This is a genomic window from bacterium, assembly GCA_020444325.1.
Taxonomy (GTDB): Bacteria; Bacteroidota; Ignavibacteria; order SZUA-365; family SZUA-365; genus BM516.
This window is the reverse complement of record JAHLLD010000005.1, coordinates 140,325-154,971: the sequence shown is the minus strand read 5'-3', so window position 1 is coordinate 154,971 and position 14,647 is coordinate 140,325. Positions and strand designations below refer to the sequence as shown.

Below are 14,647 nucleotides of genomic sequence, written 5' to 3'. Positions count from 1 at the left end.
TGCAAGTATGGAACTCCATCCGATGAGTCATCATCGAAAATGCGCCGGAATCGGCGTTTTTCGGTTTTGGCACGGTTGTGGTTTGCTTAGGGACAGAATCGCAAATACGCACCGAATCATTTTCAACAGGAGTTCATCATGAAACGCATTCTTTCCCTCGCAGCTCTCTTCGCTTTCGCTCTCACGCTCACGGTCATCAACACGCAGGACACTTACGCTCAGGGCAAGCCTGATGGTAAGGGCTTCGTCGACGCCAATGGCGACGGTTACAATGACAATGCCATGGACGATGACGGCGACGGTATCCCCAACGGACGCGATGAAGATTACACCGGCACGATCAGCGGACGCGGATTCGTCGACGCTGATGGTGACGGCATCAATGACAACGCACCGGACGCCGACGGCGACGGTATCCCCAACGGACAGGATCCTGACTACGTCCCGGGTTCCGGCACGGGTAACGTCGGTGAACGCGGTATGCGCGGTGGAAACGCCGGCGAAGGTACCGGAACGGGCACGGGCGAATGTGACGAAACCGGTCCCAAGGGCAACGGCCGCCGGGGCAAGTAAGTAACGCGGCGTCTCTCAAGACTGCACCCCGTCTCCAAGAGGCGGGGTGCTTTTGTTTATACCGCGCGCGGGAGCGTCGCTGACGCGACGTCCATCGTCCCCACGCTCTGCGTGGGGACGCGCGCTTCGAACGCTCTGCGTTCATTGTGCTTCTTAATCGCCGCAGAGCGGCGGGAGGAAGACGTCCCCACGCGGAGCGTGGGGACGATGATCGACGCTGAGGCCGAAGGCCGAAGCGGCTCCAGCGCCTCCAGCGGCTCCAGCGCCTCCAGCGGCTCCAGCGCCTCCGCGGAGCGGAGGCTCTAGCGTGTACTCACCACCCTCACACTCCGCATTCCCTCCGCGCTTCGCATGACCAGTAAATACGTGCCGGACGCACCGGGCTGCCAGGTGAGCTGCTGCTGTCCTGCTGTGGTTTCGCGGTCGGCGAGGGTGTGGATGTGGCGGCCGAGGAGGTCGTAGGCGTCGAGGCGGATGTGCTGGGTACGGGGAAGCGCGTAGTGCACGCGGACGCTGCCAGCAGAGGAATATGCAGAAAGTGCATATTCTCCGGGCAACGGGATGCTTACGCTGGATGTGGCTTCGTTTTCCCAGGTGAATACGTGTATGGTGTGCGGCTGCAGTTCGAATGAGAAACCGTTGTAGAAGTCCGTCAGCTGCGTGCTGTCGATGACGATGGTGGTGCTGTCTTCATTATCGTCGTGTATGGATGCGGGCTCGATGGAATACCAGTGCGCGTTGGCGTTGGGAACGCCGGGCACGGTGAATTCCACCCGGTGCGGGGTGTCGAGACTGAGGTTGAAGAGTACGAGGGACCACTGTTTTCCGTCGGCGAAGGCGAAGGACTGTATCTCCTCCACCAGTGTTTCCTCTCCCACTCCGTTGATGGACTCCTGCAGCCAGGTGGGATTTTCGCCTGATTGCGTTGTGCGCATGGCGTTGCCTTTGATGGCATGGTTGACGAGTTCGACGCCAAGCCAGGTGGGACGCTTGCGACCGGTGGCTTCCACGTCGCGCAGCATTCCCCAGAGCCGCGCCATGTCGCCGTTCTCGAGACGGAAGGAATACTGCAGCGAAGAGAAGGCGCACTGATCCCGCACCGCGAGATCGCGCTGGTAGACGAGCATGCTCAGCGGCAGCGCAATGGCACCGCCGGCGCCGGTCAGGTAATCGTTGCGCACATCGATCGGCGCGTTGCCATGCGTGGTGTGGAAGTTGATTTCGTAGATGGACATTCCCGTCCCGCCACCCTCATCGAGATATCCCCGGCTTTCATGCATTCCCCCTGTCGCTGCTGAAGCAATAGGCGCGGCAAAGAGGGGAAGGAAGATTTCCTCGTCGCTCGACCAGCTATCGAGCACACCGAAATACGGAGCGAGTGCGACAGCGTCGTGGGAACTGCTGTTCTGCACGATTTCCCGCTGACGACCGGCGTATCCCGCCTGTCCCCCGATCACCAGTGTCATGGTGGACCCATCGAAATGCGGCGCAGCGCGCAGGAGGTCGAAGCGGTCGCTGGCGATATTGCCGAGGCGCACGCCGCCGTTGACGGATGCGCCCATGAAAGGATCACCACCGCTGGCCGCGCCCCAGAGTTCATTCCCGTATTCGATATGCATGCGTGTGAAGCGCCGCGTCCAGGGCTCCGGGTGTCCCATCGCCGCCCGCTGCATCGCGCGCGGGTATTCCGCCGTTGCCGGAGCGGCAAGGTATTCCACGAGTCCTTCAATCTCTTCGCGCGCAAACGTCGGTGGCATCACATACCACGGATCCGCATCCACATAATCACACAGTTCGAGAAACTCGTGCAGGGAGTACGGCCAGGATCCGGCATTACGTGTTCTCGGGGAATACCCATGCGTGCGCCGCGCGAACGGCGCAGCCAGCTGATCGTCCAGCGACGCGCCAAGCTGTCCACCCCAGTAACGCAGGATGCCCGGATGCAATTCCATCAACCTGTCGACGTAGCTGTCGGTGAACACCGTGGGATTCTGATCCTCGGTGGAGTACAGTTCCACATCATCGACCCACACTTCGGAGCCGCTGCTGGACGCCTCGAGCTGGAAGCCGAGGATGGGATGATATTCTTCTTCTGTGTATTCACGGACGGGATCCGCTCCCTCAGCCACAAAGAAGTTGCGCTCAATATGCTGCCATTCGGTCGTCAGTGCGATGCGCTCGTCGAGAAAATTCGCTTCACCTTCGCGGAAGAAACGCACGCGCAGTTCATCACCTTCCGCGGCAGCCTTGGCCCAGATGGAGAAATGGTACTGGCCATTGATGACGAGCAGCTTCCCGGCCGAGCGGTCACCGTCGCGCCAGAGGGAATCCATGTAAAAGCGGTAGACGTAGCCGCCGTTTGTGAGGCGGAGGGACTGCCGGCCCGGACTCCCAGGCCGCACCGTGGTGGCATCGGCAACGGAGGTATTCCCGCCGAAACCCGGGATGTCCTTTCCCCGAAGCAGCATCACATCAAGCCGTCCCGGTGCCGCACCGCTGCCATCGAGGGTGAACACATTCTGTCCCCCCGCGATCGAAAAATCCGTCACCTGTCCGCTGCGTCCCTTCGCCGCACCCCAGACGATTTCATACTCGGCCCCATCCCAGAAATCCTCCGGCCAGCCGACGCCATACTGATCGTTGTTCCACGCCGGGTCCCAGAACGCCATCGGGAAAAGCGAAACCGACGCCCCATCCTCAGCCAGCACGACGGACGCAAATCGTCCCGCCTCGAAGCCCGGATTGTCGATCAGATTTTTCATGAATTGCGCCGCACCCCACTGCGAGCGCGACCCGACATTGATACCGAAGCGTCGCACATCCTTCACCAGTACGCTGTCGTCGACGGTGACGAAGGTCTGTGCGTGCACTGCAGCGGCAGCGAAGCAGAGGGCAAGGAGGGAAATGAGGGAATGGAGGGAAACTCGTCGAAAGCTGGAGAAACTGCGCATGGAATCCTGCTGACTATGGGATGGCTGTTGTGATACCAACCCATGAAATATGCAGAAGTTGCATAAAAACTTCACACAATCCTGCCGGACTCGAATTCAGCTGGTAGCAATTCAATGGCTTATGTGCACCTGGAAGAAATTGCCAGGGTGAGGTGGTTCATTCCCATAAAGCTGGCACATGGTATCGTATCAGCGATAGATCACTGTGTACATCTTGCAGAACGTTTTCTCAAGGAAGATCTAACATCCAGCTGAGTGCCTTTTTCACCTCATCCATCTTTTCCTTCGACAGCATGCCGAGTGGCTTTCCAAGTTCGTGATGCTGGATAGCTTGAAGACCCTGGAGGTTGACAAAGCTCTGCCTTCGCAGGAAGCGAGGTTTGCCGATGGCAATTTCATATCTGCTGCCCCGATTGCTTGTTGTAATCGGTGCACAAACGCTTAAAGCTCTTGGTGCATTCTCGTCACGCCTTGAAACGACCAGCATCGGTCGCGGTTTCGCGGTCATGCCAAGATCAACGATAAATACTTGACCCGGTTCAGTCGTCATAGAAAGAATCCAATGCCTCCCTACGCATTGAGTTCGGTAGAAGGATATCCGAGTTGTCTTCGTTCAGACGGACATCAAATGGCAGTCCCTTAGTAAGCCGTACCTGATGGAGAAAAATCCTGATTGCATCGGTGGTGGTCAATCCCAATGCGAGCAGAATCTCTTCAGATTCCCGCTTGAGACGTTCATCGACCCGCGCTCTCACATATGTGTCTTTTCTCGCCATGTCCGAATGTAGTCAGAATGTGCTACATGCGCAAGTCTATTCCCGCAGGATTTTCTCCATCTTCTTTCCGCGTGCCAGCTCGTCGATGAGCTTATCCATGTAGCGGATTTTCTGCATGAGCGGGTCTTCGACATCCTCCACGCGCACGCCGCAGACCACGCCCTTGATGAGCGTGGTGTTCGGATGCATTGCAGGAGCCTCGGCGAAGAAGGAAATGGACCGTTCGGCATCGTGTCTGCAAAGTGTGCACGCATCAGCGTCACATCAGCGCGAACACACCCCAGCCAAGGTATTCACGTGTGTACGCGGCATAGCGCGTGGGTTCCGTGGTCAGATTGGTGCGGACTTCTTCCGCCATCTCGTCGCCGGGATTGGCATCCAGCCACCGGCGCATCGTGAGCCATTTGGCCGCCTCGTAGCGATCCCAGCCGTCCTGATCCGCCAGCACCATCTCGACCACGTCGCAGCCAAGATCGCGAAACGACGCAAGGAGATCCGGAAGCAGGAGATAGTCGTCAATTCCGTGTGCGAGACATCCCTGCGCGACTTCTGCCGAGGGTGGCAGCTGCCGCCAGTACGGTTCGCCGATGAGAATCATTCCTCCCTCGCGCAGGCTGTTTTCGAGAAGTTCGATGGTACCTGCCACACCCCCACCGATCCAGGTAGCGCCGATGCAGGCAGCGATATCGGCCTTCTCCTCGGCCACAAATCCTGCTGCATCGTCATGGATAAATTCGAGCCGATCGGCGACACCAAGTTCTTCCGCGCGGGCTTTTGCCTGCTCGGTGAACAGCGGACTCATATCCACCCCGGTACCGGTGATCCCGTGGTCACGCGCCCAGGTGCAGAGCATCTCCCCCGACCCGCTGCCGAGGTCGAGCACATGCTGCTCCTCTTCCAATCGCAGCGCCGTCCCGAGCGTGACAAATTTATCAGGGGTGAACGGGTTGTGAATGCGATGTGCACTTTCGGTAATGGTGAAGATACGTGGGATGTCCATGGAGAATTCCTTCGTCGTGTGATTCGTAATGATGGGGGCGGGTGTGTACAGACAACCACATTATGCTGGTACTTCAACGCTTATATACGCATCCACCTCGATTTCGACAAGAATGTCGGGTGTGATGAGTTTGCGCACTTCCACCATGCTGGTGGCGGGACGCACGTCGCCGAAGAACTCCTTATGCGCGCGGCCGATTTCCTCCCACTGGGAAATGTCGGTCACGTAGATGCGTGTGCGCACAACATCTGCCAGGGTCGCACCCGCCTGCGCGAGGGCGGCTTCGATATTCCTGATCGTCTGTACCGTCTGCAAGTACGGATCCCCGATGCCTGCGATTTCGTCCGGTGTCGTGGCGGTGGTTCCGGACACGTGCACGTGGCGACCCACCCGTACCGCGCGCGAGTATCCGACGATGCCTTCCCACGGCGCACCTGATGTGATGTTCTGTCGTTGCATGCTCTTTCTCCGGTGTTGTTCGAATGGTGGGATCGTATCAGGCAGATCGGGGAGCGGTGCTCTGCTCCCTGGCGATGTCTGCATTGATTTCGAGGCGCAGCACTGCCTCTCCGGTTTCCCGGTGCAGCTTGCTCTCGATCTCTGTGAAGCCATATTGCGCATAGAAATGTCGTCCGATGGCATTTTTCTCGAATACTTCGACGACGAGATCGCCGTGCAGCTCCCGTGCTTTGTCGACCAGCTGCTTGCCCAGTTTCCTGCCGTGATGCGCAGGCTGCACGAACAATCCCCCGATTTCATTTCCGATGAGCGCAATGAAACCGACGACCTGACCGTCCTCCTCCACGACCCACGTATCCGCATTCGGCAGATAGAGTTCGCGTATGTTCTTCTTCTCCTGCTGCTGGAACGCATCCGGCAGGAAAGGATGCGCAAGCGACTGCGTGCTTTCCCATGCGGAAATCACAGCTTCCAGATCTGTCTCGCGATACTTCCGGATGGTCCTCGTCATCGTCTTTCCTTCGCCAACATGTCAGAATTGGTAAATCGCCCCGACCGCGGCATAGTTGATCAGGGTAAAACTGTAGACTTCGTCGTTGTCGGCGCCGCCTTCGAGAATGCGGTAGCCGGCCTTGAGCTGCAGCCGGTCGTTGACGCGGTAGAGCAGCGCGGCGAGCACGTCCTCGGCACGGCCCTGCGGTGCTGCGAGGGCGTTCCCATCCAGCAACAGCGCAAAGTCGCCAGCGAACTTCCACAGCAGACGGAAATTGATAATGGGCACAAAGCCGACGTTGGTTTTTTCGGATGTGCGTCCCCCGCCTTCGACAGCGATACGCGCGTCGCGGATTTTCGCCGTGAAACCGGCGCCGATTTCGAGGTCGTCGCTGCGCAGAAAATCGTAGCGGTAAAACAGGCGGTAGGAATTGAACTTGTACGAGGTTTCCAGCGCCGTCTTCGACGGAAAGGTTTCGCCTTCGAATACAAGCGCACGGTTTATTTGTCCTTCGGAGTGTATGGTCAGCGGTGCGTACAGCGCGCCCAGGTGATGGCGTTCGCTGAAATGATACAGCACGCGGATGCGGTAAAACGCTGTGGGGTCAGCTTCGAGTTCTTCGGAGAGGGATATGTCCGTCCCGCCCTTGCCGGGCACGCGAACGTCGTTGTAGCCGGAGATGGCGACACCGGTTTCGATGTCGAGATCCACCTGCGCTCGCGCGTCCCTCGGCAGCACGCTGATCAGAAGCAGTGCGCTTATGCAAATGCTGAATACTGTTTTCATTCATCCTCCTTTCATCCTGCAGTCATTCCTCTCCTTCCACATCCGCACTGAAACGCAATGTCGACAGACCGCCAGCGATGAGAATTCGTGCCGGGGACACCGCCCAAAGCATGGTTCTGCATTCCAGATGCGTTCATGGTTGTTGCCTTTCAATATAAGGCATTCCATTTATGGCAATCCATTGTCAGAGAGGAGGCGCTGCGGATCAGTTCCCTTTCAGCAGTGCCGGGACGATGGCTTCGATCACCATGGGGATTTTACTGCGTGCGATGTGCCCGCTGTGGTAGTCCGAAGCCGTGGTGACGACGACCATGTCGAGGTCGCGGAGCACCATGATATACTGTCCCCCCGCCCCGAGTGCGGTGACCAGTCTGGGTTCTTCAGTTGTGCGTGTGGCTGACCTTTCCCACCAGTGCTTATTGTCCTTTGAACGGCACCACCACTGATAGCCGTAGTCGAAGAAGTCGCTTTCGCGGACGTGGGGAGTGGTGGATTCCCGGATCCATGCCGAAGGAATGAGCGGCTTCCCCTGCCACGCGCCGTTGTTGAGCACGAGCAATCCGATTTTCGCCATGTCCCTCGGACGCAAGTGGAGTCCGCTCGCACACTCCGGGAACCCGTTGTCGGCGAGCGTCCAGCTGTACGTGGATATTCCCATCGGATCGAAGAGGCGCTGTTTCGCATAATCATGCACCGGCACACCTTCCAGCTGCTCGATGAGGGCACAGAGAATCTCTGTACAGCCATTGTCATAGGCGAAGGTGGAGCCGGGCTGGTGGACTCGTTTTCTGACGAGAAGTGCGCGCACCCAATCGTCCGCTTCATCCGGGTCGTCCCCTTCATCTGTATCGTATCCGGCCGTCATGGTCATCACATGCGCGAGCGTCATTGCTCCACCCCAGCCGGACCCCAGCTCCGCATGCCGCGGAAACAGGCTGAACAGCGGCTGATCGGTGCGCACTTCGGGATGCTGCTCGAGCGCACTGCCCAGCAGCAGCGAGGTGACGCTTTTGGTGCAGGAGTTGATGCGATGCAGGCGGTCGCGGTCGAAGCCGTAGAAATACTCCTCCACCACGAGCGCGCCATGGTGAAGTATAAGCAGCGACTCGAGATGCCCGAACTCCATGCCGAGAATGCGCTCCATCACCTTTCGCATCGCATCACGCATGTGCTGTCCACCCAGCGTCGCTGTACGAACGCCGTCTTCGAGCTGGTCGGGCGGATGGTATGTGTAGTGTCCATCCGCATCCGGTGGAAGAGGGAAGAAGCAGCGCTGCGCCAGCGCGGGATCGTTCATCCGCACGAAGCTGAGCGAATCGACAGAGCCATCCTGAAAATGCATCGCGCCACGGAGACGCTCTCCGCTGCCTTCCGCATACGCAATGAGCGTGTCTTCATCCGCATCGAGAATCGTGAGACGCCGCGCGTCCTCATCATATCTCGCATCGCGCAGCTCCCACGTCATGCTGAAGTCGCCATCGCGCACGAAGCAGGCCTGCGCCTGCAGGACACTGTGCCCATCGCCCGCATCCCGTGTATCCCCCGCGTGCCGCCGAAGATAGAGCGCATTGCGCACGACGTTCGAGCCGAAATGCGACGCCGTCTCCTCGGTACAGATCCACACCCCTTCGATCGGGTCCGATTCCCTGACTCCGCTTTCCTCCCCGTCGGGATATGACATCGTGGCCGTGTTCCCGCAGCCGATCAGGGCGATGACCGGGAACGTGATGAAAAGGAAAATTCGGAAGGCGTGCATATCCCCGCCTCCTGCACATGATGTGAGATGTCCAGTTTTGTATTTCCAAGATACAGGACAAGTAGGACGGATACCAACATCGTTCGTGAAGGAGGATGGAACGACAGTCTGTGCTCGTTCCTATCCGGGTAAATGGAACTTCACACCATAGAAACTAACAAGTAGAGAAAGAATCACGACACCGTAGAGAACACGGAATCCAGCGCGCTGCGCTTCGGTCAGTGAAGGTGACGTTCTGATGAAGGAATACTGTCCCGTGATGTTGAACACCAACATATTCGCGGCATCGTTTGCGTAATGCAGAGCGGCGGCAAGCCAGAGGGAGCCGCTGAGCAGGTACGCCGTCACCAGCACCAGGCCACCCATGGTCCAGCTGACCACCTGATACAGACTCACACGATTGGTCAGGAAATGAATCAGCACAAAGGTCGCGGTGGATACCACGATGATCACGAGCGGGTCAAGGGGAAAGAGATTGAGCGTGAGATACCCACGATTGAGAATTTCTTCCTGCAGCACAATCGCCACAAGTACGCTGAGACCAATGAGCAGATTGATCACATCCGAGTGGACTACCACCGGCTTCACGATTTCAATCGATTCGATACGCCTGGTGCGATGCAGCAGTGCAAGGTACGCAACTGCCAGGAGGAAGGTGGCAAGCATTCCGGCAATGGCGGCGAAGAAGTCAGTGGGAGCAAAAGCGAGTCCTAGCGCGGAGAGCGGTCTCTCATCCCAGAAACGCAGAAGCGAAAGAATCGCGAGCATGATCACGACATTGGCGAGTCCACCAAGCAGCAGCACACGCGGAGAATTTCGAACGGTGAAGTCCTGCAAATCGCCGGCGAACCTGCGAATGCCGAATGCAGTGAGTATGGCGCCTGCGAAATAAATCACATAAGCGATGACGATGCGAAGTATGGACATCCAGGAGACGGCCATCACTGCTCCTTCAACAACCTTTCTCCGGATGTGTATACCAGTGTATGATAGACGATGGTGAGGATGGCGAGGAGAAGCGCGAGCGCTGGTGCTTCAGCGGCATAAAGTCCATAGGCGGCGAGTAGTGAGATGACGAGCTCCTCGCCGAGCCTGAAGTACTCGGCGTGTTTCCCGAGCTGATGAAAATCGATCGCGCCCCAGATTCCGAAGCCGACGACGGGGAAGACGATGAGAAAGACGATGCTGGATGCCGCCGTATCGCCCGTTACATATCCCCAATACCCGAGTGCTGCGACAATACCCATTTCCAGCAGTGCGCGAAGCGTGAGGTTGCGCTTCTGTGCCAAGCTGAGTGTATCCATACTGCGTCCTTTCCGGCCCGGATACGGTGGTGAATGCATCACCACCGTATCGAGCCATATACAAAACAGCGTGATTCGGCGTGGAATAGTTCCGATGGGTGGGTGAAGTTCCGGTAACCCGGATCTGATCACAGGCCGAATACCAGGATGATCAGAACTGCGCTCGTGAGTACGGCGAAGAGCGTCCTTATCGCGTTCCAGCGGACCCAGGGTGGTTCAAAGTTTTCACGAGCGATGCGGAGCTGTTCAGTGGACATCGCTGCGAGGTCATGGCGTTGCAGTGCGTTGTTCAGCGGGACGTTGACCACAACAGTCGGCAGCTGCACGCCGAGAAAGTACGCAGCAGTGGCGATCCAGATGAGCATCCGATAGGCTCCCTCCGCGTGAAGGGAGCCAAGAACGAGCATCATCAGGACCGCGACGATCGAACCGCCCCAGACGAGGATAAACAGCAGGCTGTGGTTCTGTATCACGCGATCCACCGCAGCAAAGGCGCGAAGATAGTCATGGTCATCAAGTGTACGAATCCCCGGCATCACGATGATGGCGAATGCGAGGGAGAGTCCCGCAGCCAGGGAGCAGAGCAACGCCGACAGTATTATGGCAATGTGCAGAATATCCATGATGTCACCCCTGCACTGCTGTCTGCCACACGCCCGTGGATGCAGCCTCACGGGCATAGGCGGTGAAGGCTTTCGGGGGACGACCCAGCGCGCGCTCGATGCCGTCGGCCAGGTACGCATTGCGTCCGTCGAGCACGCTCGCGAAAAGATAGTCGAGCATCCAGACCACATCCTTCGGCGCACCGGATTCCTTCACGCCCTGGATGAAAGACTCATGCGTAATCTGTACGTATGCGATTTCTCGACCCGTCGCTTTTGAGAGTTCGTCAGCGACATCCGAGAACGTCATCAGTTGCGGACCCGTGAGTTCATATACTTCGCCGCTATGACCGGTTTCGGACAACGCGGCGACGACGACTTCAGCGATATCGTCGACATCGACAAACGGTTCCTTCGCATCACCTGTCGGTAGGGTGATCTGTCCGGCATGCACCATGTCGATAAATGCACCCTCCGAGAAGTTCTGATTGAGCCAGCTGGCGCGGACGATGGTCCATTCGAGTCCGCTCTCCTGCACAATGCGTTCACAGGCCTGCGCTTCCGGCTCGCCCCGGCCGGAGAGCAGGACCAGCCTTTTGACGCCATGCTTCCGGGCGCGATCGACGAAGGCCTGTATGGAATCCGTCGCCCCGGGCATGGCAAGGTCCGGCGCATAATTGATGTAAACCGCGTCGACTTCCTGCAGACAGGCATCCCACCCCGCTTCATTGCTCCAGTCAAACGCCGGGGAAGCGGAACGCGATCCGATGCGAACCGGCATGCCTTTCTCCTTCAGTGCTCTCGCAACCCTGCTGCCGGTTTTCCCCGTGCCGCCGAGCACGAGTGTACGTCCTTCATGAAGCTGCGATGTATTTCGAGTAGTACTCATGGTATTCTCCTTGTGTTGAATGACAGGAGAATAATACCAGTCCCGGGCAACGAACTCTTGACGCATCCCGCCAACGTTTTGGCAGCATGCGCCAGATGAGGTTTTAGAGGGAATCGGATTGGGAAGCGATGCGGAAGGAACGCGGGGTTTGTCCCTCCCAGCGTTTGAACGCGCGTGTAAACGCACTCTGTTCTGAAAAGCCCGTCATGAACGCGACATCGACCAGGGAGAAGTCGCTTTCCTGCAGCAGATGCTGCGCAAGCTGACGGCGGGAATCATCCACCAGCGTCTGATACGTATACCCGAGATCGGACAACCTTCGCTGCAGCGTGCGGCTGCTCATGCCGAGTCCTTTCGCGATTTCCGAGAGCGTCGGGACGCCCCCGCTGAGGGATTGCGACACGTTCAGACGGACCTGCCGGTCCAGCGTGTCATGGTCTTCAATGCGTGCCACTTCCTCATCGAGATGCGATTCAAAGAAGCGGGAAATGCCCGCATCACCAACGCTGTTCGGCACGCGCAGAGCTGCATCCGAGACAAGAAGCGCGTCCTTATTGGACGAAAAGTGTACCGGACACCCGAAGTACGCTTCGTGTTCCGCGATCGATTCCGGCGCCGGATGCTTGAAGTACACCGCCATCGGAGCGAACGCTTCAGTGGAAACCTCGCGGCTGATCGCGGCGATACTTGCGATAGTCGCTTCATTGGAAAGCCGCAGACCCAGGCGTCTTCGTCCCTCCCTGTGCAGATGCATGAGCGCACCCCCGGTTACCACTTCCACCTCATACCTGGAAACGCTTGTCAGCACACGCGCATAGCGCTCGGCCCGCTCATAGGATCCACGCAGATCGGTAGCCGATTTCCACGCCAGTCCAAACGCCCCGTAGTCCTCACACCGCATCGCCGCACCCGCACGCAACGGAATCGTCGTCGGATGCGCATCGACCTCGGTGGCCCGTTCGAGTAGTGCATAGTACTCATCCGCAGGAATCATCTGCGAGGGATCGACCGGACTGTCCGGCTCAATCCCCACCGAGCGCAGCATGGCATCCGTGCTGCGCTCCGTGTCGAGAACACACAGTACTTTCCTGACAAACAGTGCCGTGATGCTGCCCATGCCGCGAATCCTATCTATAGGTGTGAGAGAACAAACCTACGAAATTGGCATGGGAATTCAGAAATAGAGGTAATGTCCCTTCAGCACACCTTCCGACGTGTATTCCAGTGCGGGGAAGGGAAGCTTGATGAAGGTCAGCGCTTTCAGGATGATGTTCAGGATGCTGGAGTCCGTCTCGATCCTGCTCCAGTCGATGTCGAGGGAAAGCAGGTACTGCCGGTATCGCGTGGCGGGGGGAATGGTGACGCCGTTGTATTCGCTTCTGTTCGTGAACTCCCCGTACATCCCGTTCGCCCCATATCCCACGGCAATATTGAGCCAGTCCGGCGTGATCGTGTTCGGTACGATTTTGTTGATGGGACAGGACAGCCAGTAGGTGTGACCGTTGTAATCATTGAATACGCGGTCGAAGGTGTTGGTCCCGAGGTAGCCGTTCGCTTTGCCTGCGTAGTCGGATTCCCTGTAGCTGAACTTGTAGGTTACGAGCTGCTCCCGGAACAGCACTTCCTGCAGCAACACCAGCGCTGAGCCCGCGGCGTTGGCGGCCATATCCCCCCATGAAAAGCCGTAGCCTTCATGAATACCGTCCATGATTTCGACGGGCGTCTGCAGTACGAGTCCCAGCGTCGCCCCGTAGAGCAGCGACTGCTCCCGGCTGAATCCCGACTCCCGAAGAAGGTGGAAGCCGATGTAACTGTAGACGTAGGAACCGAACACATGTCCCATCTTGTCCACCTGCAGGTACGCCCTGTTGTCGTTGTAGAAATGGAAGGGCACATACTCTCTGTCCTTATACCACGTCTCGCTCAGCACAAACAGTGAAGCCGCATAGTACGCACCCGTCACTCCGGCCGCAGTGTATATGTTGATGGATGGCTGGTGCGTTGTGTCGCCCATTGCAGGATGATCTGCCATCGCAATGTGCTCCACCATCGCACTGCCATCCCCCGCTACCGAACGAGTCTGTGCTGCGAGATATGCTGTCTGCGCAAAAACCATGAAGAGCAGCAGGAACGCCGTGATCCGATTTCGGGCAGGAAGCAAAACGCTGCATCGTCTGCGCGCTTCTTTTTGCTGAGGCAATCGATGCCACATGCTGATCACTCCGCGCGTTCCGACGGAGTCGGCGCAGTGCGATGGAAAAGAACGGCCAGGAGCACGACAACAATGAGGAACACCCCGAGGTAGCCGACGATACCGATATTCCGCAGCTGCATATCGCCGGTGACGACGCCACTGAGTCCCGCCAATGCCAGCACTCCGCTCGTGATCATGCTGTAGCGTACGGACCGCGCAATCCCACTGCCGCTGAACACCGGCGCGGCGAACAGCATGGCGAGTGCGAAGAACACATCCCACGCGAGAATGTCGAGTGCGTAGGCGACGGAGGGCCATTTGAAGGCGACGAGCAGCGGCAGTGAAGACAGCGTAGCGAACTCCGGCTGACGGCTGAGCGTGAGTATGAGGAAATGCAGCGCGGATGTCACGACAGCGAGCATGGACATGAACGCGACCGCGGTCAGACTGAATACCTTGAAGCAGACTGGCGTCCATGTATGCACCGCCACCATGAGCGCCACCATGGCGGGCATCATGGTGAGGATGAGCACTTCGAGTATGGTGAACATCGGATCGCCGATGGGCTGATCCGGGGATTCCAGCGACATGAATCCCACGGCCAGCGTAATCGCGTACGCCACGAGCAGAGTCGCGAGAATAATCGCGGACGCAATCCCGAAGCGCCGCGCCGTCTGAGTAAATGCAGTGTCCATCACTCTCGAATTTCCGTGAGCCTGATACCTGTCATCGCCTTCGAAATCGGCCGTTCACGTGACAGCGTGTGGAACCGGATTCCGACAACTTTATCCTCGATCGGCAATCTAGGAAATCGGCCTGAGGAATCATACCGCTGTAACTTTGTCCTGCACTCCGTGTTTTTCT

17 protein-coding genes are annotated in these 14,647 nt (G+C 58.0%); 1 reads left to right on the top strand and 16 read right to left on the bottom strand.

The window, feature by feature from the left end; all coding sequences use genetic code 11:
- Positions 1-138: 138 nt before the first annotated feature.
- A complete protein-coding gene (locus KQI65_08780; protein MCB2204832.1) occupies positions 139-573 on the top strand; it encodes a hypothetical protein in 435 nt (144 codons plus the stop codon).
- A 302-nt stretch (positions 574-875) separates the two neighbouring features.
- Here KQI65_08780 and KQI65_08775 read toward each other — a convergent pair whose 3' ends face one another.
- The 16 genes from KQI65_08775 to KQI65_08700 all read right to left on the bottom strand — a co-directional run bounded on the left by KQI65_08775 (position 876) and on the right by KQI65_08700 (position 14,478).
- Positions 876-3,524, bottom strand: coding sequence for a hypothetical protein (locus tag KQI65_08775; GenBank protein MCB2204831.1), 2,649 nt, complete (start codon positions 3,522-3,524; stop codon positions 876-878).
- 229 nt (positions 3,525-3,753) lie between these two features.
- Positions 3,754-4,074 (bottom strand): type II toxin-antitoxin system PemK/MazF family toxin, encoded by a 321-nt coding sequence (locus KQI65_08770; protein MCB2204830.1) that lies wholly within the window; start codon positions 4,072-4,074, stop codon positions 3,754-3,756.
- A complete protein-coding gene (locus KQI65_08765; GenBank protein MCB2204829.1) occupies positions 4,064-4,300 on the bottom strand; it encodes a type II toxin-antitoxin system RelB/DinJ family antitoxin in 237 nt (78 codons plus the stop codon). The genes KQI65_08770 and KQI65_08765 overlap by 11 nt, the downstream gene beginning before the upstream one ends.
- A gap of 36 nt (positions 4,301-4,336) precedes the next feature.
- Entirely contained in the window at positions 4,337-4,516 is a 180-nt protein-coding gene (locus tag KQI65_08760; GenBank protein ID MCB2204828.1) for a DUF2200 domain-containing protein, read from the bottom strand.
- Between the two features lie 43 nt (positions 4,517-4,559).
- On the bottom strand, positions 4,560-5,300 hold the full coding sequence (locus KQI65_08755; GenBank protein ID MCB2204827.1) for a class I SAM-dependent methyltransferase: 741 nt from the start codon (positions 5,298-5,300) through the stop codon (positions 4,560-4,562).
- A 60-nt stretch (positions 5,301-5,360) separates the two neighbouring features.
- Positions 5,361-5,759 carry a RidA family protein gene (locus KQI65_08750; GenBank protein ID MCB2204826.1) on the bottom strand — a complete coding sequence of 133 codons (399 nt, stop codon included), beginning with the start codon at positions 5,757-5,759 and terminating at the stop codon, positions 5,361-5,363.
- 37 nt (positions 5,760-5,796) lie between these two features.
- Positions 5,797-6,270 carry a GNAT family N-acetyltransferase gene (locus tag KQI65_08745; protein ID MCB2204825.1) on the bottom strand — a complete coding sequence of 158 codons (474 nt, stop codon included), beginning with the start codon at positions 6,268-6,270 and terminating at the stop codon, positions 5,797-5,799.
- A gap of 21 nt (positions 6,271-6,291) precedes the next feature.
- Positions 6,292-7,038 carry a hypothetical protein gene (locus KQI65_08740; GenBank protein MCB2204824.1) on the bottom strand — a complete coding sequence of 249 codons (747 nt, stop codon included), beginning with the start codon at positions 7,036-7,038 and terminating at the stop codon, positions 6,292-6,294.
- Between the two features lie 205 nt (positions 7,039-7,243).
- The gene (locus KQI65_08735; GenBank protein MCB2204823.1) at positions 7,244-8,794 is read right to left on the bottom strand and encodes a beta-lactamase family protein; all 1,551 of its coding nucleotides are present in this window, start codon (positions 8,792-8,794) and stop codon (positions 7,244-7,246) included.
- A 120-nt stretch (positions 8,795-8,914) separates the two neighbouring features.
- Entirely contained in the window at positions 8,915-9,736 is an 822-nt protein-coding gene (locus KQI65_08730; GenBank protein MCB2204822.1) for a CPBP family intramembrane metalloprotease, read from the bottom strand.
- Complete coding sequence (locus KQI65_08725; protein MCB2204821.1) at positions 9,736-10,098, bottom strand: YrdB family protein; 363 nt, start codon at positions 10,096-10,098, stop codon at positions 9,736-9,738. Before KQI65_08725 ends, KQI65_08730 begins: the two co-directional genes overlap by 1 nt.
- A 128-nt stretch (positions 10,099-10,226) precedes the next feature.
- Complete coding sequence (locus tag KQI65_08720; protein ID MCB2204820.1) at positions 10,227-10,721, bottom strand: DUF1772 domain-containing protein; 495 nt, start codon at positions 10,719-10,721, stop codon at positions 10,227-10,229.
- A gap of 4 nt (positions 10,722-10,725) precedes the next feature.
- Positions 10,726-11,589: an NAD(P)H-binding protein gene (locus tag KQI65_08715; GenBank protein MCB2204819.1), complete on the bottom strand. Its 864-nt coding sequence runs from the start codon at positions 11,587-11,589 to the stop codon at positions 10,726-10,728.
- Positions 11,590-11,692: 103 nt separating this feature from the next.
- Positions 11,693-12,706, bottom strand: a complete 1,014-nt coding sequence (locus KQI65_08710) for an AraC family transcriptional regulator (protein MCB2204818.1) — start codon at positions 12,704-12,706, stop codon at positions 11,693-11,695.
- A gap of 57 nt (positions 12,707-12,763) precedes the next feature.
- Complete coding sequence (locus KQI65_08705; protein MCB2204817.1) at positions 12,764-13,621, bottom strand: YfiM family protein; 858 nt, start codon at positions 13,619-13,621, stop codon at positions 12,764-12,766.
- A 185-nt stretch (positions 13,622-13,806) separates the two neighbouring features.
- Positions 13,807-14,478 (bottom strand): hypothetical protein, encoded by a 672-nt coding sequence (locus KQI65_08700; protein MCB2204816.1) that lies wholly within the window; start codon positions 14,476-14,478, stop codon positions 13,807-13,809.
- Positions 14,479-14,647 lie beyond the last annotated feature (169 nt).

What these genes read in the sequence shown, in the direction of transcription:
- KQI65_08780 (MCB2204832.1), top strand. Translation starts at nt 139, where the DNA reads ATGAAACGCATTCTTTCCCTCGCAGCTCTCTTCGCTTTCGCTCTCACG.
- KQI65_08775 (MCB2204831.1), bottom strand. Translation starts at nt 3,524, where the DNA reads ATGCGCAGTTTCTCCAGCTTTCGACGAGTTTCCCTCCATTCCCTCATT.
- KQI65_08770 (MCB2204830.1), bottom strand. Translation starts at nt 4,074, where the DNA reads ATGACGACTGAACCGGGTCAAGTATTTATCGTTGATCTTGGCATGACC.
- KQI65_08765 (MCB2204829.1), bottom strand. Translation starts at nt 4,300, where the DNA reads ATGGCGAGAAAAGACACATATGTGAGAGCGCGGGTCGATGAACGTCTC.
- KQI65_08755 (MCB2204827.1), bottom strand. Translation starts at nt 5,300, where the DNA reads ATGGACATCCCACGTATCTTCACCATTACCGAAAGTGCACATCGCATT.
- KQI65_08750 (MCB2204826.1), bottom strand. Translation starts at nt 5,759, where the DNA reads ATGCAACGACAGAACATCACATCAGGTGCGCCGTGGGAAGGCATCGTC.
- KQI65_08745 (MCB2204825.1), bottom strand. Translation starts at nt 6,270, where the DNA reads ATGACGAGGACCATCCGGAAGTATCGCGAGACAGATCTGGAAGCTGTG.
- KQI65_08740 (MCB2204824.1), bottom strand. Translation starts at nt 7,038, where the DNA reads ATGAAAACAGTATTCAGCATTTGCATAAGCGCACTGCTTCTGATCAGC.
- KQI65_08735 (MCB2204823.1), bottom strand. Translation starts at nt 8,794, where the DNA reads ATGCACGCCTTCCGAATTTTCCTTTTCATCACGTTCCCGGTCATCGCC.
- KQI65_08730 (MCB2204822.1), bottom strand. Translation starts at nt 9,736, where the DNA reads ATGGCCGTCTCCTGGATGTCCATACTTCGCATCGTCATCGCTTATGTG.
- KQI65_08725 (MCB2204821.1), bottom strand. Translation starts at nt 10,098, where the DNA reads ATGGATACACTCAGCTTGGCACAGAAGCGCAACCTCACGCTTCGCGCA.
- KQI65_08720 (MCB2204820.1), bottom strand. Translation starts at nt 10,721, where the DNA reads ATGGATATTCTGCACATTGCCATAATACTGTCGGCGTTGCTCTGCTCC.
- KQI65_08715 (MCB2204819.1), bottom strand. Translation starts at nt 11,589, where the DNA reads ATGAGTACTACTCGAAATACATCGCAGCTTCATGAAGGACGTACACTC.
- KQI65_08710 (MCB2204818.1), bottom strand. Translation starts at nt 12,706, where the DNA reads ATGGGCAGCATCACGGCACTGTTTGTCAGGAAAGTACTGTGTGTTCTC.
- KQI65_08705 (MCB2204817.1), bottom strand. Translation starts at nt 13,621, where the DNA reads ATGGCAGATCATCCTGCAATGGGCGACACAACGCACCAGCCATCCATC.
- KQI65_08700 (MCB2204816.1), bottom strand. Translation starts at nt 14,478, where the DNA reads ATGGACACTGCATTTACTCAGACGGCGCGGCGCTTCGGGATTGCGTCC.